The sequence below is a fragment of the Paenibacillus sp. SAFN-054 genome (genome assembly GCF_051966755.1).
Lineage (GTDB): Bacteria > Bacillota > Bacilli > Paenibacillales > Paenibacillaceae > Paenibacillus_AQ.
The window spans coordinates 260,378-280,072 of the sequence record NZ_JBQCKS010000001.1 but is presented as its reverse complement, the minus strand read 5'-3'; the positions used below and the strand labels follow the sequence as shown (position 1 = coordinate 280,072).

Genomic DNA, 19,695 nt, shown 5'->3' with positions numbered 1-19,695 from the left:
CTCCTCCCCTTACGATGCTTCCTTAGAATAAATCATGAACAGATTCTATAATTACTAGATTCAATCATTACCAGATGAGTACGGATGCTCCCCAAGTCAGACCGCCGCCAAAGCCGACCATCAGCACGCAGTCCCCTTCCTTCATGCGGCCTTGCTCAGCAGCTTCGACCAAAGCAAGCGGAATGGACGCAGCCGACGTGTTGGCGTACTTATCCACATTGACAACGCATTTGTCCGGAGACAGATCAAGACGTTCCATGGCGGATTGGATAATCCGGATGTTGGCTTGGTGAGGCACGAACAAATCGATGTCCTCTTTGGTTTTGCCGGCTTTTTTCAGGACGTCTGCCGTTGCCGTGTTCATAACGCGAACCGCGAATTTGAACACCTCACGTCCGTTCATGTAAATATAATGCTTCTTGTCTTCAACGGTTTCGGCAGAGGAAGGCATTCTGGAGCCGCCCGCTTCCAGCTTCAGCAGACTGCCGCCAGCCCCTTCGGCGCCCAGATCGAAGGATTGGAAACCGCGGCCTTCAGGCACCTCGCCAAGGATTACCGCGCCCGCTCCGTCGCCGAACAGCACGCAGGTGTTGCGATCCGTATAATCGGTAATCCGGGACAGGCAGTCGGCGCCGATGACCAGCGCGTTGTTGTACATGCCTGTGCTGATAAAATTCCGGGCCGTAGCCAGTCCGTACACAAATCCCGAACAAGCGGCAGACAAATCGAAAGCGGCCGCCTGCTTTGCGCCGAGCTTATCCTGCAGGATACAGGCCGTCGACGGGAAGAACGTATCCGGCGTCACGGTTGCGATAATGATCAAGTCAAGCTGGTCTGCGGTCATGCCTGCAGATGCCAGCGCTTTGACGGCAGCTTCATAGCACAAATCGGAAGTCGCCTGGTCCGGAGCGGCGATATGACGCTCACGGATGCCTGTACGGGATACGATCCACTCATCGTTGGTTTCCACCATCTTCTCAAGGTCGGCGTTCGTCAAAATCTTCTCCGGTACATACATCCCTGTGCCAATAATCCCTACGGGGCGTAAATTGTTCATATCGTCACTCTCTTCCCGCTAATTTCGTTTGAAATGCTCTCAACCAATTGATTCTGAAGGGCGATTCTGGCTTGGCGGACGGCGTTCTTGATGGCATTGCCGTCTGCGGAACCATGGCTCTTAACAATAAGGCCGCTGAGACCGAGGAGCGGTGCTCCGCCGTGCTCCTTGTAGTCGAGCTTGTCTTTGAGACCGCGCAGCTGAGGCATCAGCATCGCCGCCCCGAGCTTGCTTTTCAAATTCTGGCTGAATTGCTCCTTAAGCAGCTTGAACATGGCCCCCGCCGTGCCTTCTATCGATTTCAGCAAAATGTTGCCGGCGAAGCCGTCGCAAACGAGCACGTCGCACGTGCCGTTCATGATATCACGTGCCTCCACATTGCCGACAAAATGAATCGGCATCTGATCAAGCAGCGGAAAGGCGTGCTTCGTCAGCTCATTTCCTTTACCCGGCTCGGTGCCTACGTTAAGGAGACCTACGCGCGGCTTTTCAACCCCCATCACCTTTTGGCGGTACAGACTGCCCATCAAGGCGTATTGTGCCAAGTGCTCCGGTTTGGCGTCCATATTCGCGCCGAGATCCAGCGCCAGCACCCCGGCTCCATCCAGTGTCGGTATCATAGGCGCCAAGGCCGGCCGTTCGATGCCTTCCATCCGTCCGACGACCAGAAGGCCCGTCGTCATCAAAGCACCGGTATTCCCGGCTGAAATCATCGCGTCGGCTTCCTTCTCCTTCAGCATGCGTCCGGCTACGACCATTGAGGCATCCTTCTTGCGCCGCACAGCCTTGACCGGCTCATCCTCCGGCTCGATCACTTCGCCTGCATGATGGACGCTGATGTTGGAAGGAAGCTGTCCGCCGTTTTTGCTTAGCAAAGGCTGAATCCTGGATTCATCCCCCACCAGTATAATATGAGTGTCCTTCCATTCCGCCGCAGCGGCCAGCGCTCCCTCGACATTGCATTCGGGAGCATTGTCGCCGCCCATGGCATCGATGGCGATCCGCATATTACATTCCCCCTTCAATGTTATCTTCCCCTGTTGAGCGGTAAATGACGAAATTGCCTTGGAACACCATTTCATCACCTACGTATGTGAACACTTCGACTTTTGCTTTTCCCTTATGCCCGTTCATCGATCTTACATATGCTTTCGCAATGCACTTCTCCCCCAGATGAACCTGGCGCAGGAAGCGGATATCGGCAGACGCTGTGAGTGCGATCTCGTCATTGATGAGCGCAACTGCAAGCGAATTGGCCTGCGCGAAAACATAATGTCCGCGCGCGATATGTGTCCGTGAAAAAACATGCTCGTCCCGAATTTCAAAAATGGAGATGCCGCTTTTGTCCAGCTGCAGGTCCACAACCTCGCCGACGACCTCATCGAGCGGAAGCGAACGCACCTGGTCGTACGAGTGCTCGGCCATCTGCTTCATGCGTTCCCGCAGCTCCGGAATGCCGAGCTCCATCCGGTCAAGCCGGATCGTCTGTATGCTGACCTTCAGCTCGCGGGTTAATTCGCGGTCCGTCACAAACGGATTCTCTTCAATGAGTTTTAATAGATGCTGATGTCGCTGTTTCTTGGGCAACCGTTCGATCAGAGGCACCTCCTACGTCTTCTTTTGTATGAATTCGGCTTGTGAGGGCCGTTTAAGATCGCATGCAAAACGAGCAAAATTTCCGAATCATTTTAGAACCTGGTACTAAAACAGTATAAAGCATGGCAAGCCAAAAAGGAAGAGCGGACAAAAAAAATAGCACCTCACCATAGATGAAGTACTACTTGATCTTCCGCATTATTGCGAAATAATTTCTCTTGATTTATACGTTCCGCACACTTTGCATACGTGGTGAGCAAGCTTCAATTCTCCGCATTGTTCACATTTCACCATGCCCGGCACTGCCAGTTTAAAGTGAGTACGACGTTTGTCACGACGTGTTTTGGACGTTCTCCGTTGAGGTACTGCCATGTTCCCACCTCCTTATTTCAATAAACCGATAGCTTGGTAAGCCTCGGTACGAATTGCTTGCATGCTCATTTGAAAAAATCTTTTAGCGCCGCAAGCCTTGGATCGACTACTTCCGTGTCGCATTCGCAGGTGCCTTCGTTCAAATCCGTACCGCAGTTCGGGCATAGGCCCTTGCAAGTTTCCTTGCACACGACGGTGAGCGGGATATGAAGCACGAATGATTCCTCCACGTACGGAATGAGATCCACATTTTCATCATTCACGTAATTGGTGTCATCATCCTCGTCCTCCGTCTCTTCAGACGGCTTCACAAGTTTGAACTGCTCGTGGAAGGGAATGTTCAGGTGCTGATGCACGGGCTTCAAGCAGCGGGAGCAGGACATGTCCAGCTCAACCGTAAGCTTTCCTTGCACATCTACCGTATCCGGACCAACATAGGTTGCACTCAGTTCCGCTAGAAGCGGCTGCGGTACCCGAATATCGCCAAGCCCTTGAACTAATCGGCTTACATCCACTTGCTGATGGACCTGCAGCGGCTCGCTGCTGGCTGCCATTTTTCTAAATTGAAAGTGCATAAGTATCACTCCAAACAAACAAAAATTATTATACCGATTATCGGGAAGCTTTGTCAATAGTTTGACCTTTACTTTGCTCTTTTTTCTCATTCCTTGAAGCAGTATACGATCCCATGAAAATGGATTCGGCGGATGCATTCCTTTATGATATATATTATAAGAATAAACCAAAAGGATGGAGTTGAGCATTTCTGTGTCCGCAGTCGGTTTGATCGTCGAATACAATCCTTTACATAACGGCCATGTACATCATTATACCAGAGCCAAGGAAATCTCTGGCGCAGAGTATTCTGTCGCTGTGCTCAGCGGCCCATTCCTTCAGCGCGGCGAGCCGGGCATCGTCAGCAAATTCGCCCGGGCCGAAATGGCACTCGCCATGGGCGCCGATCTCGTCATTGAGCTGCCGGTTTCCTACGCCGTCCAGCCGGCCGAATGGTTCGCATACGGGGGCGTTGCCCTTCTTCATGCCACAGGCGTCGTGGACAGCCTGTGCTTCGGAACCGAGAGCGGCACGCTGGATCTGCTGCTGCCTCTCTCCCGCACGCTCGCGGAGGAAAGCCCCGAGCTGCAGGAGCGGATCGGATTTCATCTTCGCGAAGGCATGAATTACCCGGCGGCATACAGCAGAGCCGCAGCAGCCGCAGCCGGAATGCCGGAGAACGAAAATGAAATTCTGGAGGTGCTCCAAAAGCCGAATCATACGCTTGGGCTTCACTATCTTATTGCCCTGAATCGTCTGAAGAGCCCGATTCGACCTTACACCATCCCGAGAATCCATGCGGGATATCATGATGAAATGCCCTCCCACTCAGCCGTGGCGAGTGCCACCGCCGTGCGCCGCATGCTGTTGACACAGGACTTGTCCGCTGCAGCGCCTTATCTTCCCGCGTCCACGCTGGACATCCTCGGCCGCGAATTTCGCGAGGGACGCGGTCCGGTAACCTGGGAATCCCTCCGCGCTCCGCTGATGCACCTGCTCCTCACCAGTTCTCCGCAGGAGCTGGAAAGCTATCACGAGGTCACGGAAGGGCTGGAGCATCGCCTTAAGAAGCTGATCTATACCTTAAAGGAAGCGAGCGCGGCCGAGCTCCTGCAGGCGCTAAAGACCAAGCGCTACACGCACACCAAGCTGCAGCGGATGATCACCCACATCCTGCTTCGCCATGGCAAGGATGTCATGTCCCCCTCATCGCTCGCGGAAGGCCCTGGCTACATACGGGTACTCGGTTTCAGCAGCGGTGGCCAAATGCTGCTCAAACGGATGAAACAAACGGCTTCCCTGCCCGTTATCGTCAGGCCCTCATCCTTCGAGCACCCGCAGCTGGAGCTGGATCTTCGTGCATCGGCTGCATATGCCAATGCCTATCCATCTCCCGACGTCCACCAGATGTTCAGGGATTACCTGGAGACGCCGATCCGATGGTCTACCTAAGATTTGTCCTTCAGCGCATTCATATACGCGACGGCGTCTTCGAGCGTATTCACCGGCACGAGCTTCATGCCGGTTTTAATTTTGTCCGCTTTGGCTTTGGCTTCGGCGTAGTTATCCTTCGGAACGAAAAAAATTTCCGCGTCCTTGCGGTCGGCGGCCACGATTTTATGCTGAACGCCTCCGATCGGCCCGACCTTTCCATCCTTATCGATCGTCCCTGTTCCGGCGACCTGGTAGCCCTTGGTTAAATCTCCAGGCGTCAGCTGGTTAAAGATTTCCATCGTGAACATCAGTCCTGCGGACGGTCCGCCCACGCGGGTGTTGGCAAAATCCACCTGCAGTCCCGGATCCTTCGCCTCGACCTTCTGCATTGTGGCAATCGAGACTCCGAATCCCGGTCTTGTCTGGTTCGTATCCTTGTCCTTCAGCTCGATCAGGGTTACCTTTTCTTCAAGCGGCTTTCCGTCTCGGATCAATGTCACGGATACCTGGTCCCCTACCTTCTTTGATTTCAATAGCTTGCTTAAACTCTCGTTGTCGGTTATTTCTTTTCCGTCCACCTCTGACAACCGGTCGCCTGGTTTGAAGTTTTTCCTTGCTTCTTCTCCCTCAGGCGTAGAAAAAATAAATAAGTATTGAGGAACGATGCTGTATGGCACCTTTGCTTCGTGATACGCAGCTTCCATGGCCGAGGACTGCGAATCGCTCATGAGATACACCTGTTCCGCCGCGTATTCATCCTCGCTCATGTCCCCAAGCCTCGCCTGCTTCCGGTCAATTTCGGCATTCGGATTAAACGCTGAAACGACAAGCAGGACCAGGTTGGCATAGCTGGCCGATACCGTCGTCATCATAAACGCGCCCTTTTCCTGATGATCCCCTTTCTGAACCGAAAGCATCGGCTTCACTACATCGGCGCTGCCCGGCTGGTAAACAATGTACGGCGTCGGCATATAAACCGTTACGTACACCAGCAGGGCCACCATGAAAAGGTAGAGGATCAGGCGCAGGCCCTCGCGTTTTTTTACTATCTGCATTCTTTTCCCTTCTCTCATTCATCCTGCTCCCCTGGTCTGATGGTTGTCTTCCCCGCATAGATTGGGTACTAGCTATGTTTACTCAAAAGAGGTGAAAATCATGAAAAAAAAAGCCCTGCTCCGCTTTACGCCCGCATCCGCAACTTTTCTGCTCGGTGCGGGTGCCCTGGCATTGGTGGCAGCCGTCGTCAGTAATCCGACTCCGGCTTTTCAGGCTTCCTTGCAGGGCCTGCAGCTGTGGTGGCAAATCGTATTCCCCGCCCTGCTGCCCTTCCTCGTGCTGTCTGAAATCCTTATCGCCTACGGCTGGGTCCATGCGCTTGGCGTCTGGCTTGAACCGCTGATGAACCGGCTATTCAAACTCCCCGGCGTCGGCGGATGGGTGCTTGCGATGGGAATGACCACCGGCTTTCCCGGGGGTGCCCGGGCAGCCCGCCAGCTGCACGACCAGGGCGATTTAAGCGCCAGGGACGCCAACAAGCTCGCCGCTCTTGCCCACTTCTGCAATCCGATGCTGATTTTGATCGTGATCGCAACCGGACTGATGCGCGAACCCGCTGCCGGTTATATCATTCTGGCGATACACTGGCTTACCGGGTTGCTTGCCTTCCTGCTCCTGAACCGCAGATCAGGCAGGCAGGCCGGGATCTCTCCGAAGGACGCGGCAGAGAAGCAGCTAGGCCGACCCGCGAAGGAACGGTCTCTTGTCTACCAATCCCTGCAATCGGCCAAACGGGCGCATGTCAAGGATGGTCGCAGCTTCGGCCGCCTCCTCGGCGATACGGTGTCCAATGCGGTGCAAACATTAATGATGGTCGGCGGGTATATCATCATATTTGCCGTTGTTATCCAAATCGCCGGCAGGCTTGTCCCGCATTTTCCCGCCTACGGATTATCGGGGCTGTTCGAAGTACATCTCGGAGCCAGGGATCTGAGCGGCACCGCTTTTGCCGCAGACAGGACGCAGTGGTCCATGATGTCGGGATTGCTGGGATTCACCGGCATCAGCGCACTCCTGCAATCGATGTCCGTGCTCAGAAAAACCGGGGTCAGCTGGCTTCGCTTCTCCTTGGTCCGTCTCCTCCACGGGATTCTCGCCTTTGCGGCGACATGGTTCATTTGGCCGTTTCTCCGTTTCCTTCCAGGAAACACAAGCTCGGTATTCAGCAGTCCCGGAAATTCTATGCCTGACAAAGACAGCATGTTCGACTTATGGAGTATCATCCCGGAGCTGCTGCAATGGCAAGGAGTTTTGCTGCTCGTGATGCTCGGCAGTTCGCTCCTGCTCATGATGCAGACCAGACGAAAGCGCACCCGTTAACCAGTCAGGATTTGTTGTATTTCAGGCGGATCGCTTCTTCGACTTCCACCGGGACAAGATCCTTCACATCGCCATGAAAGGCCGCAATCTCCTTCACGATGCTGGAACTCAAATAGGAATATTTCGGATTCGTCATCATAAAGACCGTTTCAGCATCCGGGTTCAGCTTGTGGTTGGTGGAAGCCATCTGCAGTTCGTACTCGAAATCAGTCACGGAGCGTACACCGCGCACAATAGCCTGAGCATTGCGCAGGCGAACATAGTTAGCAGTTAAATCCCTGAAGCTGTCTACTTCCACATTCGGCAGATGCGCGGTTACCGTACGGATCAGCTCCATGCGCTCTTCAATCGTAAACAGCGGCTGTTTGCTCCGGTTGTTCAGCACGGCCACGACAAGGACATCGAATTGTCTAGCCGCACGCTGAATAATGTCCAGATGTCCCATGGTTACCGGGTCAAAGCTACCCGGATATACGGCAACGCGCTTATTCATTGACATGATCTTCTCCCTCCCCGGCAGCTTCTTCCTCGGACAAGGCTGCTCCCGATTCGTCATATTTATAAATGGAGACCGCCGTTTCGCCGTAGACCGCGTGCCGGATGCAGGAGAACGAACCGAACACTTCCGGGTATTCATAGCCGGATTCATGCTCAAGAACAATCGTGGCGCCGCTCTTCAGCATCCCTTTTTCATGCATCAGCTCCATCAGCTTATCCCCGTTCTTCATCCGGTACGGCGGGTCCAGAAATACGACATCCAGCGATACCCCGCGCTTCTCCAGCACCTTCAGTGCCCGCTCCGCTTCATTGCGGTATACTTCGGCCTGGCCCTCCAGCCTTGCCGCTTTCAAATTCGCGCGTACCGTTTCAATGCTTTTCGGATCCATATCGATAAAAATGGCCTTATCCATGCCCCTGCTTAGCGCTTCGATAGCTAGTCCGCCCGTTCCGGCAAACAGATCCAGCGCCGTTCCCCCATCAAAATAAGGGCCTATCATGCTGAAAATCGCTTCCTTCACCTTATCCGTCGTCGGACGCGTCCCCATGCCAGGCACCGCCTTCAGCGGTCTTCCCTTGGCGCTACCCGATACCACTCTCATGCGTTTACTCACCCATTCTGCGTATAAAGTTCAAGCAACATTTTTCGATGGTTACGAAAACTGTCTATTTCTGACGATATCGTACCACAACCGCCCCGAATTTGAAAAATGGAACCACAGCCATCTATTTTTGGCAAGGCATGTATAAAACGGCTTATCCGGGGAATGCTTTAACTATCGACATCAAACGAATGTCGTAGACAACCGCGGAAAGCTTACGTTTCCCCATAAGCTCTTCGTCCGGTTTCTCCTCTCCCATGAAAGGGCGTCCCGAAAGGGGCGCCCGATTTTATGTTTACACGCCTATAAAAAAAACACCCCGACAGCCTGTGGGCCACTCGGGGCATTTTCGGGTAAGCCTTAACGCTGTGGGTCATGTCTTTTGTTACGAAGTCCGGCAAGACCGAACAAACCGAGAAGACCTAACCATCCCCAGTCGATACCGTCATTGTCATTGGTCGCATTGGTGTGGACGCTGTTCGTATTGTAACGTCCATCCGTCGAGTTGGTGTTCATTCCATTGCTAACGCCACCGTTTCCGTTGCCGTTCGCAAAAGCAGGAACCACCAGCATGATCGACATCGCCGCCGTAATCACGGATACTGCTAATCGCTTTTTCATTTGTTCACCCCCGCTTATTGGAATCGTACATATGTTATCCCTTCACAGCGATGGCTATTCTTATTACGGAAGTTAAGTATTCCCTCTTAGACCCTTCCCTGCCAAGCTTCTCTTTTCAGAGCGGCTGGAGTACAATCATCCCAGTGAACTATAATCGCTTGCATACCGACTTCAATGTGAAAAGGCAGCTGATCGAGCATGATGATTCATATGACATATCGCTCCGGCGATTATAAAGTAAAGGGATATCTTTCGCTTCCGGACGGATACAGCGTCGAATTGGTTCAACTGCAGGCTCAGGTCCGTCAGTATTACGATGCGGAAGAGATGCCCATGCAGGTGATTGCCTGTAATAGAGAACGTGAAACCCGGGACATCAGGGGCAGGAAGTGGCCCGTTCTGATCTATTGCCGGGGAGGAATCGGCAGGGTGGGACAGGTGAAGACAGAATGGCTTGAGCGCTTTTCCCGGTGCGGCTTTATTGTGTTTGCTCCTGTTTACCGGGGGACGGAGGGTGGCGAAGGCCGCGATGAATTCGGGGGCGGAGATATGGAGGATGTTCCCGCGGCATGCCGTCTGCTCGCGAGCCTTGATTTTATCGATCCGGAACGCATGTCGGCCATGGGCTTTTCCCGGGGTTCCGTCAATGCCGCATATGCTGCTGCCGAAACGGACTACATAAAGCAGCTTGTTCTTTGGGGTGGCGTATCCGACTTAACCAAAACGTATGAAGAACGCGTTGAGCTCCGGCGCATGCTGAAAAGAGTGGTGGGAAATCCGGCGAAGGTACCCGGGGCTTATGAAGCCCGTTCTCCGGTTTGCATGGCGGAACGCATCCATTGTCCTGTACTGATCATTCACGGACAAGAGGATGCCCAGGTGGATGTAAGCCATGGCCTGAACATGTACGAGCGCCTAAAGGAAATCGGCGCGGATGTGGATATGCATCTGTACGAGGGTTACGGGCACCACATGCCGCCCGAAATGCATATGAAGGCCATTCAGCGGATGTTTGAATGGATTCGCTCACATGAGCTTCTGGGTTAGGACTTGTTTTTATAATTGCTGAATTTGAACAAAAAGCAAAAGCACCTCCGTATACGACAGGAGGTGCTTTTTAGTGTGAATTTATTGGATGCGGTAATCAGGCTTGGCGCTCGTGTGAAGGGAAGAGAATCGTCCGATGCTTATCGTCTGGATTCCCGATTCCGGTTCATCAACCCTGCCAATCCGAGAAGACCGAATAAGCCAAGCCAGCCCCAATCCGTCTTATGGACCCCGGTATCATCGAGGGAATTGGTTCGGATCGTGTCCCGCTTCAAATCATGCTGCAGATCCCTGGCGCCATTGTTCACTGTCGTTCCGGTTTGATGCATATCATTCATCTGGTGATTCATATTTCCGTTGTTTCCTTCCGCTGATGCCGGTGCGGCAAGAAACAGACAAATGCTGACAGACAGCAGTAATATCGCGGCTTTCTTTCTCATGGATGCTTCACCTCCTCCGGTGAACTTATTTTCCATGATAAGGTTCCCCCGATTATCTTTTCCTATGCAAATATTGGGCGAATAAAAAAGCATAAAGTTCATCGGACGATATTTATACACTCGCTACCGCAGTTCATAGAATTCGCCTGGCCATTCCAGCTGAACGCCCGCCTCGCGGAGAACTTGCTGGTAGCCACGCAGCAGCTCCGCGTCCCCCCTCACCTCCGCAGGTTTGCGGTCATGCCGGATGCAGTAGGCCGCCAGCTCCCCGCATGCCTCGCCGATGTTCCATTCTGTCGGATGAAGCCGGTAGCAGCCGTTCGTGATGTGCGTGGTGCCGATGTTCTTATTGCCGGCAAGCACATTATCCATATCCCTCGGGATCAGGGCCCCAAGCGGTATATGATACGGCAGGGCAGGAATATCCACATAAGAGATCCCCGTAAAGCTCGGATGAAGATCGATGCTGTACGATCCTATGCCCACACGGTCTTCGTATTTTTTCGCCGATTTGGCAGGCTGGCTCTCCGGCGAAACGTCCTGCTCCGTGATGGTATATAGCGCCTTGATCCGTCTTGACTCGCGGATATAAGGCGCTTTGGCGAAGCCCGAAGACGTTCCGAGCACGTCGCCACGCAGACGCAGCCCAGGATAACCTTTTCCACCGCCTTGTCTCGGCACTTCGGTCTGCAGCCAGTACAGCAGGGACAGACTAAGCTGCTGCGCGCCCTGTAGATGCCTTTGTTTGTCCTCGTCCGGAACGTCATAAATATTGCCTATGAAATAATCGTTCTGCGGCCAATTCAGAAGCGTAACCTCGTTCGCGTCCGCCAGATCGTATTGATCCTTCGCATATACCCTGCGGTATTTCCACAAGGAGAATTTGTCCCCATCCTCAAACAGCGCATACTCCCGGCGTTCCAGCGTCACGGGATGCGGACCGATCAAACTGAGCATCTTCTCAGGCCAATGGACAGGCCGATATTCCTTCCACACATCGTACATTTCAGGTCTCTCAATGACATGGCTGCCATGCTCGTCATATTCCAAAGCAAGCACATATGTAAAGGCTTGGATATTGTTAGGATCCGCTTCCTCGGTGGCATGCGGCTCCCCCGTTTCCGCCCGGCTTTCAGAGCCGGTGACGTATTCCATGGAAGCGAGAGGCAATATCTCTCCGGTTTCCGTCGCGTCAATGAAATAACGTCCCTCCACAATTCGGCGTTCCCCGCTTTTCAAAGCTACCAGTTCGGCGCTGTGCAGCTCCCTTCCCGTTCGGTCCACCGAAACGGCCGCGGTCTCCAGCAGCAGCGTCAGTCTACCCGTCAGCAGGTATGGGGCAAGCATTTCATGCAGCACATGCACGGAAACGCGCGGATCATGAGATATATTGCTCACGATCGCGCCTCCCGGATTCAGGCCATCCCGCGGCATATCGGCTGCAAGCGGCATATTCTTCATATAAAAAGAGCGGATTTCATCGCGGTACCGGCGGTAATTCGCAGTGCAGCCGAACTCCTCAATCCATGGGTGCTCATCCGGCGGCACGGCCTGCGAAGTGCTTTGGCCTCCAATCCAATCCGTCTCCTCCGTCATGAGTACCTTAAGTCCCTTCGAGCAGGCCGAAAGCGCAGCCGCACAGCCTCCCAGGCCTCCTCCGAATATAATTAAATCAAACATGGTCTTCACTCCTCCCTGATCCAGTAATGATATATATATGTCCATCACCGTCTCAATATGGATAGCGCTTACAAAATTCCGCAAACAGGCTTCATCAAGGTTTGGGTCCGTCCACATGATGGCATAAAAATTAACTAATATTGGTATTATAAGTTCGGTTATTGAATATGTACAAGAGTTTAAGAAATTGTAACGCGGATTTGTCTAATTTGTCATAATTGGTCGATGTATTCCATTCTTGATCTGCTTCTGATAGACTTCATTTGTATTATGCTCGAGGAAAGGGGGATGAAGTTGCAGCCCAGATCGCCTTTTAAGGTTATATGCATGATGATTGCCGCTTGTTTCCTTCTGGCATCCTGCTCGCGTAATTCCGACCCTGCCAAGGCGAACATAGCGCAAAAAAGGGACGTCTGGTCCAATGCTGAAGTCACCCGCGACAGCGTCAGGCACGTACTTGCAGCCGCTCAAGGCGAGGGAGTGCTCGACGTGGCACAAGCGAAGGACATTCAGCTTCAGGGAGCCAACAATAAGACGGTTACAGTGAACCTGAAGCATGAGGCCCTTGATCCGGACCAATTGATGCTGGATGCGGCAGATACCCTGCTCGCTTACAGCCAAATCCTTCTTCAAAACAAAGGGATCGGCACGGTTGAAATTTGCCTGCTTGGCAATCCCGGTGCTGAACGCGAAAAGCCTGTAAGCAAAGAACTGGTCAGAATAGCGATAAACCGCGCGGATTTGCAACGAGGACAGGAGGCATTGAAACTGCCGGCCGAAAATTATGCCGAGGTCTTCAAGCGGGCAACCTGGTACAAAATCCACCCGCATCTATATAAGTCGCTTCTTTACAAGGACCAATTAAAATTGAGAGCTTACCAAAAATAAACGGATATGCCTGTAACGGGCATATCCGTTTTCCGTTTCGGCATTTCGTACAGAAATGCCCTGCGCAAAAAAAAGGACTCTGACCGTTCCGAGACGGCAGAGCCAAATCCGTACTATATATCAAAGGGGGTTATACATATTAATATACAAAACCCGGTGCAGTGAAACATGAAAGCTTACTTATTCCCACCTGAATTTCCGATTAAAAAACATTCCTAACATTTGAATAAAATATTCCTTGGCATCCGCCCATTTTTACCGGGCTATGATCACGAGTCGCCCGCTTTCGCATACCCTGTTACAAATCGAAAGTGCAGGAGGAATGCGAATGTCTTACAATCCATACAGCCCGTCCTCTTCCTATTACCCTTCCCCTTACCCCTATCCATACCCTTATTATCCGTATCCTTACCCTTATCCTTGGTGGTATTTCAATTACCCGGGAGGCTATCCTGTTGGTCATCACGGACCGGGAGGTCCAGGCGGTCATCATGGCGGTCCAGGCGGTCATCATGGCGGTCCGGGAGGTCCGGGAGGTCCGGGAGGACCTGGTGGTCCTGGTGGTCCTGGCGGTCCCGGACACGGCGGCGGAGGCCATTACGGCGGCGGACCCCGCGGGGGGAACCGGCGTTCAAAGTCCTAGCGGGAAAGAAGGCGGCCCCGTGCCGCCTTCTTGATGTGAAGCCGACTCATGAAAATGGTGGAATGCCGACAATCTGCTTCGCGGCGGATTGGCAGCATCCGTCAGTAGACAAGCCGATTAGACGACTGCACCGTTTTTATGCGTCGCTTTTTGGATATGGATATCGTCCTCAAGTTACATATTCTTGTAATGATCCCTCTATTTCCGCATATGATTTTTACGTACCCTCGTGTTGGCATCGATTTTAAACGGAGGTGTGTGGATGAAGTTAAGAAGCGTCGATAATACCATTGTCGCCCTGATCGGTATCTGGTTTATTATGGCTCCCTGGATTGCCGGCTACTCCGAAGACAAGGGCGCGCTTTGGACGAGTGTCATCGTCGGGGCAGTGCAGTTAATCGTATCCTTATGGGCCTTCTCCAGTTCGGGATGGGGCTCATGGCAAAACTGGCTCTCCCTCTTGGCAGGTGTATGGTTTATTGTTTTCCCGTTCGTATACACTGTCGAATCCAATGTAATGTGGAGCAGCATTATTCTGGGTGCGGTAACCGTTCTTCTCAATTTGATCACCCTATCTGCAAGAGATTCATGACAAGGCCTGCTTTCAGGATCTGAAGTAAGAGGCTGTCCAGCCAACAGGGGCGTCCACTTCACCTGGGCTACGCACTTAGTATGATGCACTACTAAAGAGGAGATACCGGCAATCACGCCGGTATCTCCTCTTTTCTACAACTTAATCTGCTCCGTACTTCTTCTCAGACGACGACGAATCCTTCGTATGATCTTTGTCGCGTTCATCCCTCATATTTTGATTGAGCTCTTCCACGGGTATGGGATCCACGTTGCGTTCGCTTTCAAAGCGGTCGAACAGGCTTTCCTTCTCGGTCGGGTATTGCTCGGGATGATCCATCCGCGTTGGTTTCTTCTCCAGCTCGGACCGGTTAACCGGCTCCTTGGCCGTTTCCTTTTTATCCATTTCTCCTCACCTCTTGCACTTGAATACCCGGCAGGGAGAAATTGAATCAAAAGAGAAAAAGAACCCGCCTGACAGCGGCATGTGCCGGTACCAGCGGATCCTTTGACAAGCTGCAATCTATAGGAGAATCAAATTGACTAACACCAGAAAGATCGTGTAATAATGACCAGCAATATAAAGAGAACCAAAATGGCACCTGTAGAAGCGAAAGGATTGCAACAACCAACTCCGCCAACAACTCCGCTCATTCCATTCCCTCCTTCCTTGTAACATACTCTAAAGTATGTCGCAGGCGGGCGTTTGGCATAGACTCCTCCCCATTTCAGGCTTCCGAAAGGAGCCTATTTTTCGGGTCATATCCCAGTCGGATTAATCTTTCTTATTTATAACGGCTTCCGTATATTTCGACAGGATCGCCCCGAGCGCGCCTATATCCAGCGGATCATCGGCTTTCCAGTCCGTGCTGATTCCTACATGGTCCACCAGCCACTGCCTTCCAGCCTCTTTCCAAGCGGGAACAGCCGTCCCGGCTGGAGGCTGGGACGTTTTGTATGCATCCATAAGCTCCGCCTCGCTTCCTCTGAATTCGTCGATATCCACGTTTCCGCTGATCCCCGGTACCTTGCCCTTATTGGTATATTGGATAAATTCCCATGCTTTCCAGCCGCCTTTGTTCGCTGGCGTTCCGCTGCTGTAATAGGCATACCATAACGGGATGCTGCCGAGCGTGCTGTCAAGCGATGAATCAATAAAGCTCGGGTACGTGTAAATCATGAGCGTTCTTCCCGTGCGAAGCCTGAACTGTCTGACCCATTCATGGACGATGGCCGAAATATTCGCCCTCGTTCCCCCTTCTTTGGTTTCGATATCGAGCACGAATGGAAGCCTGAAGGAGTCCACTCCGCCTGCGCTTTCAATGATCTGCACGAAATGCTCCAATTCCGTCTTCACGTCCTCGGGTTTCTTCGCCCGGGTCAAGTGGTAAGCCCCCGTTAGCAATCCCACGCTTTTAGCGCCCCTTGCGTTGGCCCTGAACTGGTCATCCACCAGCTTTGTTCCTTCCGTGGCTTTCATAAAAGCAAACGAATAGCCGGCATTTTTGACCTGCTTCCAATCAATGACTCCCTGCCAGTGTGATACATCAATGCCTTTGGCATGATTGCCGCTTCGACTCTGCACGCCCGACACCTCCAATTCGTCTCTTGTGATCTGAGAAGTATTTCCTTTTCAGCGACCTATACTCTCTATAGTTATGCCAAAGAACCACTTTCCTGTATGGACGAACCTCTCTATTTCCCGTTAAAAAGGCATTCATCACGGTAAAGGCGTACAAAAAAAGAAGCCTGCAGATCCCGGCTCCTCTTTCCTTTGCGTATTCAGACATTCATCTTCGCTTTTGTTTTATTAGATGTTGTGAAGCGTTTCTTTGGATCGACCCCTATGATCGATTAAGCCAGAATCCCCTTGTTCCCGGTACTTTCTCATCCATACCTTCAACCGGCCGATATCGGCAATCCCAAGCGCTTCGGCCACTTCCTTTTTGGTCATCCCCTGAAGACGCATGTCCACAGCCTTCTTCTTGGTATCCAAACTGTAGGAGCAGAAAGTCTGTCCTTTTTTGGCCATCCGTATCACCTCAATTCATTTATCGGCGGACGGACACCTTCTTTTCATCCCTAACAGATAAATAGGTCTAAAGACCCTTGTTTACCTTGGAAAATAAATACATTTTCCTTAAATAATTCATCCGTATAGTCATATAGACTCGGTCACCCTCCCACTAAGGCAGCAGATAGCCTTTTTGTACCGCATCATCAATCAGCCCGGATATCATCGCATGAACATCCGGCAGCTCCGCCTCCAGGAAGCGGATCCGCTCCCGTACACGATCCGAGGTCACCTTATGTTCCCTCCACGCTTTTCCCTGCGTGTAATAGTTATGAAGAAGCGGCTGAACCCGGTCCATTGCAGCGGCGTATCTCGCTTCAACGGTCTCCTGCTGCTCGAACTCAAGCCATAGTTCCATGAGCTCCCCGGATTGGTCTTCCGGCAACAGCCCGAATAACCGTTCCGCGGCCCGTTGTTCTTTTTCCCATTTGCCTTCCTGCCCTTTCACGTCGTAAGCAAACGTATCTCCGGCATCAATCTCGACAATGTCATGGACCAGCAGCATTTTCATTACCCGAAGTATATTCACCCGGCTTTCCTTCCAATGCTCTTCAAGCAGCCAGGCCATCAGCGTGATATGCCATGAATGCTCCGCATCATTCTCTTGACGGGATGCATCCATCAGATAGGTTTGCCGAACTATGGTCTTCAGACGGTCGATTTCTTTGATAAACTCGATCTGGCGGCTCAATCGCCCTTCCATATGTATTCCCCCATTCCCTAGTCTTTGTCCAAAGGACTCTACCGCAAGTATAGCCAAGCAGGTCTCTTAAACGCAAAAAACGGCCTTCTCCAAGAAGGCCGCATCCCTTGCTATGCTCTAATGCTGTACACTCTTGCTTCGTATGGACGCAGCTGACCGTCATCCATGCCTGCCTCCGGATAGTTGGCGATCACGATGCTTCCTCCCTCCAGACTTATGCTCTTAGGAAGCTGCAGTTCAATCTTCTGTCCAGTAAAGTTCAAGACAATCAACCATTTATCCTCGCCGAGCGTGCGTGTATATGCATAAATCTGCTCATGGTCCCGCATGATCAGTTCATAGTCGCCATATACCATGATTGGATGTTGTTTGCGCAGGGCAATCAATTGGCGATAGTAGTGGTAGATGGAATCCGGATCGGCTACCGCTTGTTCGGCATTGATGTCTGTGTAGTTCGGATTCACGCCAATCCAAGGCGTTCCCGTCGTGAATCCGGCGTTCGGCTCCGCACTCCACTGCATCGGCGTCCGCGCGTTATCACGCCCCTTGGTTTCGATCGCCTGCATAATGGTCCCCGGATCGGCCCCGCCCTGCACGACCTTCTCCTGGTACATGTTGTGGATCTCCACATCGCGATAGTCGTCAATGCTGGCGAATTTCACGTTCGTCATGCCAAGCTCTTCCCCCTGGTATATATACGGGGTGCCTTTAAGCGTATGCAGAAGGGTCGCGAGCATTTTGGCTGATTCCTTGCGGTATTCGCCATCATTGCCGAACCGGGAAACCATCCGCGGCTGATCATGGTTATTCAGGTACAGGCTGTTCCATCCATCCTCGGCCAAGCCGGTCTGCCATTTATGAAGCACCTCGCGCAGCTTCGGCAGCGTCCAGGGCACGAGATCCCACTTGCCTTCCGCTCCCGAGTCGATATCCATATGTTCGAATTGGAAGACCATCTGCAGTTCGTGGCGATCTTTGCCTGTGTACTTGATCGCCTCCTCGACCGTAACCCCCGGAGATTCTCCGACGGTAATAATATCGTATTTAGAAAGTACCTGTTCGTTCATTTCGCGCAAAAACTCATGAATACGGGGACCGTTCATGTAGTACGGACTGCCGTCGCTCAGTCCGGCTTTGCCGTCGTCCGGCAGGCCGGGAACCTTGGAGATCAGGTTGATCACGTCCATGCGGAAGCCATCCACGCCTTTGTCGAGCCAAAACGTCATCATGTCGTATACGGACTGGCGAAGCTTGGGATTCTCCCAGTTCAGGTCCGGCTGTTTCTTCGTAAACAAATGGAGGTAGTACTCCTCCGTCTGCTCATCATATTGCCATGCTGAACCGCTGAAGAAGGAAGTCCAGTTGTTCGGGGCCGAACCATCCTCCTTGCCCGGACGCCAAATATAATAATCGCGGTACGGGTTATCCTTTGACGAACGGGATTCCGCGAACCATGCATGCTCGTCGGAGGAATGGTTAACCACAAGGTCCATCATCAGCTTCATTCCGCGCTCGTGCAGACCATCCAGCAGCTGCTCCCAATCCTTCATTGTGCCAAACTCATCCATAATGTCGTAGTAGTCGCTGATATCATACCCGTTATCATCATTGGGAGATTTGTACACCGGCGACAGCCAGATCACATCCACACCCAAATCTTTTAAATAGTCGAGCTTCGAATGAATGCCCTGAAGATCCCCAAAGCCGTCACCGTTGCTGTCCTTGAAGCTCCGGGGATAAATTTGGTAAACGACGGCTTCCTTCCAAAAGAATCGTTCCATCATGTCTGCTCCCTTCGAAGTTCGTATTATTTGCCGCTGATCTTCCCCTTCTATACTACCAATGCTATTGGCTGCAAACGATAAACGATATTAACGCTTAAGGGGGAAAATATGAACCTGTTTCAGGATGCGCGAAATAGATTATGGCATATTTTAACAAGTTGGGCTATAGTTCTATGTGGACTATTTCCTCAATAATGAAACGGTAGAAAGGAAGGTAAGGATGCGTTCAAGGATTTCAATCCTCGTCTTTACATTGTTGTTCGGGCTATGCGCCATGCTGACATCCGGAAACAACACTGCCGACGCCAAAGCGCAGCAGAACGCTCAATGGACCGTAAAACTGGTAAGCGCGAAGCTCATTGAGAACAACCATGTCGGAAATCAATGGTACACGGAGGCCTCGGTCAACCAGAAACAACTGATGCCCGGACAATCCGTCACTCTTTCCAATTCTAAAGTGATCAAGCTTGAAGCCTACGCCGAAGAGCAGGACAAGATTCCTGATGTCGGAACGGCAAGCAAATCCGTACAAATCTCTTCGCTCAAGCAGAACACAAACAAGATCGAATTGAAGGTCACCGTCACGGAAAACCGCGGCCGTTACTCCGGTAATCAAGCCTACTGGAAATTCAGTTACGAAATAACCAGAAAGAAGTAGAATCCTTAAGCACACTTGCGCCCCACTCTCCATCCCGGCTTGATGCAGCATGATATAATGATAAAGCATCTCTTTCGTGCCCCACAGCACCATGAAG

24 protein-coding genes are annotated in these 19,695 nt (G+C 52.1%); 7 read left to right on the top strand and 17 right to left on the bottom strand.

Going from position 1 to position 19,695, the window contains the following annotated elements; genetic code table 11:
• Positions 1-67: 67 nt before the first annotated feature.
• The 5 genes from ACTHPM_RS01270 to ACTHPM_RS01250 all read right to left on the bottom strand — a co-directional run bounded on the left by ACTHPM_RS01270 (position 68) and on the right by ACTHPM_RS01250 (position 3,600).
• The gene (locus ACTHPM_RS01270) at positions 68-1,057 is read right to left on the bottom strand and encodes a beta-ketoacyl-ACP synthase III (protein WP_440393382.1); all 990 of its coding nucleotides are present in this window, start codon (positions 1,055-1,057) and stop codon (positions 68-70) included.
• Complete coding sequence (plsX, locus tag ACTHPM_RS01265; RefSeq protein WP_440393381.1) at positions 1,054-2,064, bottom strand: phosphate acyltransferase PlsX; 1,011 nt, start codon at positions 2,062-2,064, stop codon at positions 1,054-1,056. Before plsX ends, ACTHPM_RS01270 begins: the two co-directional genes overlap by 4 nt.
• Before the next feature lies 1 nt (position 2,065).
• Entirely contained in the window at positions 2,066-2,644 is a 579-nt protein-coding gene (gene fapR, locus ACTHPM_RS01260) for a transcription factor FapR (protein WP_440393380.1), read from the bottom strand.
• 207 nt (positions 2,645-2,851) lie between these two features.
• Positions 2,852-3,025: a 50S ribosomal protein L32 gene (rpmF, locus tag ACTHPM_RS01255; RefSeq protein WP_036645943.1), complete on the bottom strand. Its 174-nt coding sequence runs from the start codon at positions 3,023-3,025 to the stop codon at positions 2,852-2,854.
• A 65-nt stretch (positions 3,026-3,090) separates the two neighbouring features.
• Positions 3,091-3,600 carry a YceD family protein gene (locus ACTHPM_RS01250; protein WP_440393379.1) on the bottom strand — a complete coding sequence of 170 codons (510 nt, stop codon included), beginning with the start codon at positions 3,598-3,600 and terminating at the stop codon, positions 3,091-3,093.
• A 193-nt stretch (positions 3,601-3,793) separates the two neighbouring features.
• Here ACTHPM_RS01250 and ACTHPM_RS01245 point away from each other — a divergent pair, with 193 nt between their 5' ends.
• Positions 3,794-5,032: a nucleotidyltransferase gene (locus tag ACTHPM_RS01245; RefSeq protein WP_440393378.1), complete on the top strand. Its 1,239-nt coding sequence runs from the start codon at positions 3,794-3,796 to the stop codon at positions 5,030-5,032.
• Here ACTHPM_RS01245 and ACTHPM_RS01240 read toward each other — a convergent pair.
• A complete protein-coding gene (locus ACTHPM_RS01240; protein ID WP_440393377.1) occupies positions 5,029-6,069 on the bottom strand; it encodes a SepM family pheromone-processing serine protease in 1,041 nt (346 codons plus the stop codon). The genes ACTHPM_RS01245 and ACTHPM_RS01240 overlap by 4 nt on opposite strands.
• A gap of 100 nt (positions 6,070-6,169) precedes the next feature.
• Between ACTHPM_RS01240 and ACTHPM_RS01235 the strand changes: the two genes are divergently transcribed.
• Positions 6,170-7,390 carry a nucleoside recognition domain-containing protein gene (locus tag ACTHPM_RS01235; protein WP_440393376.1) on the top strand — a complete coding sequence of 407 codons (1,221 nt, stop codon included), beginning with the start codon at positions 6,170-6,172 and terminating at the stop codon, positions 7,388-7,390.
• Between the two features lie 4 nt (positions 7,391-7,394).
• Here ACTHPM_RS01235 and coaD read toward each other — a convergent pair whose 3' ends face one another.
• The 3 genes from coaD to ACTHPM_RS01220 form a co-directional block, all read right to left on the bottom strand.
• The gene (coaD, locus tag ACTHPM_RS01230) at positions 7,395-7,889 is read right to left on the bottom strand and encodes a pantetheine-phosphate adenylyltransferase (protein ID WP_440393375.1); all 495 of its coding nucleotides are present in this window, start codon (positions 7,887-7,889) and stop codon (positions 7,395-7,397) included.
• Complete coding sequence (gene rsmD, locus ACTHPM_RS01225; RefSeq protein ID WP_440395317.1) at positions 7,876-8,490, bottom strand: 16S rRNA (guanine(966)-N(2))-methyltransferase RsmD; 615 nt, start codon at positions 8,488-8,490, stop codon at positions 7,876-7,878. Before rsmD ends, coaD begins: the two co-directional genes overlap by 14 nt.
• Positions 8,491-8,850: 360 nt before the next feature.
• Positions 8,851-9,111: a WGxxGxxG family protein gene (locus ACTHPM_RS01220; protein ID WP_440393374.1), complete on the bottom strand. Its 261-nt coding sequence runs from the start codon at positions 9,109-9,111 to the stop codon at positions 8,851-8,853.
• 198 nt (positions 9,112-9,309) lie between these two features.
• Here ACTHPM_RS01220 and ACTHPM_RS01215 point away from each other — a divergent pair, with 198 nt between their 5' ends.
• Complete coding sequence (locus tag ACTHPM_RS01215; protein ID WP_440421405.1) at positions 9,310-10,158, top strand: alpha/beta hydrolase family protein; 849 nt, start codon at positions 9,310-9,312, stop codon at positions 10,156-10,158.
• A gap of 140 nt (positions 10,159-10,298) precedes the next feature.
• Here the strand turns inward: ACTHPM_RS01215 and ACTHPM_RS01210 are convergent, their stop codons facing one another.
• Together ACTHPM_RS01210 and ACTHPM_RS01205 are read right to left on the bottom strand one after the other, a co-directional pair.
• Complete coding sequence (locus tag ACTHPM_RS01210) at positions 10,299-10,598, bottom strand: WGxxGxxG family protein (RefSeq protein ID WP_440393372.1); 300 nt, start codon at positions 10,596-10,598, stop codon at positions 10,299-10,301.
• A gap of 123 nt (positions 10,599-10,721) precedes the next feature.
• Positions 10,722-12,278, bottom strand: a complete 1,557-nt coding sequence (locus ACTHPM_RS01205; RefSeq protein WP_440393371.1) for an FAD-dependent oxidoreductase — start codon at positions 12,276-12,278, stop codon at positions 10,722-10,724.
• 327 nt (positions 12,279-12,605) lie between these two features.
• Between ACTHPM_RS01205 and ACTHPM_RS01200 the strand changes: the two genes are divergently transcribed.
• The 3 genes from ACTHPM_RS01200 (at position 12,606) to ACTHPM_RS01190 (ending at position 14,401) form a co-directional block, all read left to right on the top strand.
• Positions 12,606-13,166 (top strand): hypothetical protein, encoded by a 561-nt coding sequence (locus tag ACTHPM_RS01200; protein ID WP_440421403.1) that lies wholly within the window; start codon positions 12,606-12,608, stop codon positions 13,164-13,166.
• A 328-nt stretch (positions 13,167-13,494) separates the two neighbouring features.
• A complete protein-coding gene (locus ACTHPM_RS01195) occupies positions 13,495-13,809 on the top strand; it encodes a hypothetical protein (RefSeq protein ID WP_440393369.1) in 315 nt (104 codons plus the stop codon).
• 262 nt (positions 13,810-14,071) lie between these two features.
• Complete coding sequence (locus ACTHPM_RS01190; protein ID WP_440393368.1) at positions 14,072-14,401, top strand: SPW repeat protein; 330 nt, start codon at positions 14,072-14,074, stop codon at positions 14,399-14,401.
• A 141-nt stretch (positions 14,402-14,542) separates the two neighbouring features.
• Here ACTHPM_RS01190 and ACTHPM_RS01185 read toward each other — a convergent pair whose 3' ends face one another.
• From ACTHPM_RS01185 to ACTHPM_RS01160, 6 genes are all read right to left on the bottom strand, one after another.
• On the bottom strand, positions 14,543-14,785 hold the full coding sequence (locus ACTHPM_RS01185; protein ID WP_440393367.1) for a hypothetical protein: 243 nt from the start codon (positions 14,783-14,785) through the stop codon (positions 14,543-14,545).
• Between the two features lie 137 nt (positions 14,786-14,922).
• A complete protein-coding gene (locus tag ACTHPM_RS01180; RefSeq protein WP_237391675.1) occupies positions 14,923-15,033 on the bottom strand; it encodes a YjcZ family sporulation protein in 111 nt (36 codons plus the stop codon).
• 121 nt (positions 15,034-15,154) lie between these two features.
• Complete coding sequence (locus ACTHPM_RS01175) at positions 15,155-15,964, bottom strand: glycoside hydrolase family 25 protein (RefSeq protein WP_440393366.1); 810 nt, start codon at positions 15,962-15,964, stop codon at positions 15,155-15,157.
• A gap of 225 nt (positions 15,965-16,189) precedes the next feature.
• On the bottom strand, positions 16,190-16,411 hold the full coding sequence (locus tag ACTHPM_RS01170; RefSeq protein ID WP_440393365.1) for a helix-turn-helix domain-containing protein: 222 nt from the start codon (positions 16,409-16,411) through the stop codon (positions 16,190-16,192).
• A gap of 154 nt (positions 16,412-16,565) precedes the next feature.
• A complete protein-coding gene (locus ACTHPM_RS01165; RefSeq protein ID WP_440393364.1) occupies positions 16,566-17,156 on the bottom strand; it encodes an HD domain-containing protein in 591 nt (196 codons plus the stop codon).
• 110 nt (positions 17,157-17,266) lie between these two features.
• A complete protein-coding gene (locus tag ACTHPM_RS01160; protein ID WP_440395316.1) occupies positions 17,267-18,937 on the bottom strand; it encodes a glycoside hydrolase family 13 protein in 1,671 nt (556 codons plus the stop codon).
• A 223-nt stretch (positions 18,938-19,160) separates the two neighbouring features.
• Between ACTHPM_RS01160 and ACTHPM_RS01155 the strand changes: the two genes are divergently transcribed.
• Positions 19,161-19,598, top strand: coding sequence for a hypothetical protein (locus ACTHPM_RS01155; protein WP_440393363.1), 438 nt, complete (start codon positions 19,161-19,163; stop codon positions 19,596-19,598).
• The last annotated feature ends 97 nt before the right edge of the window (positions 19,599-19,695 follow it).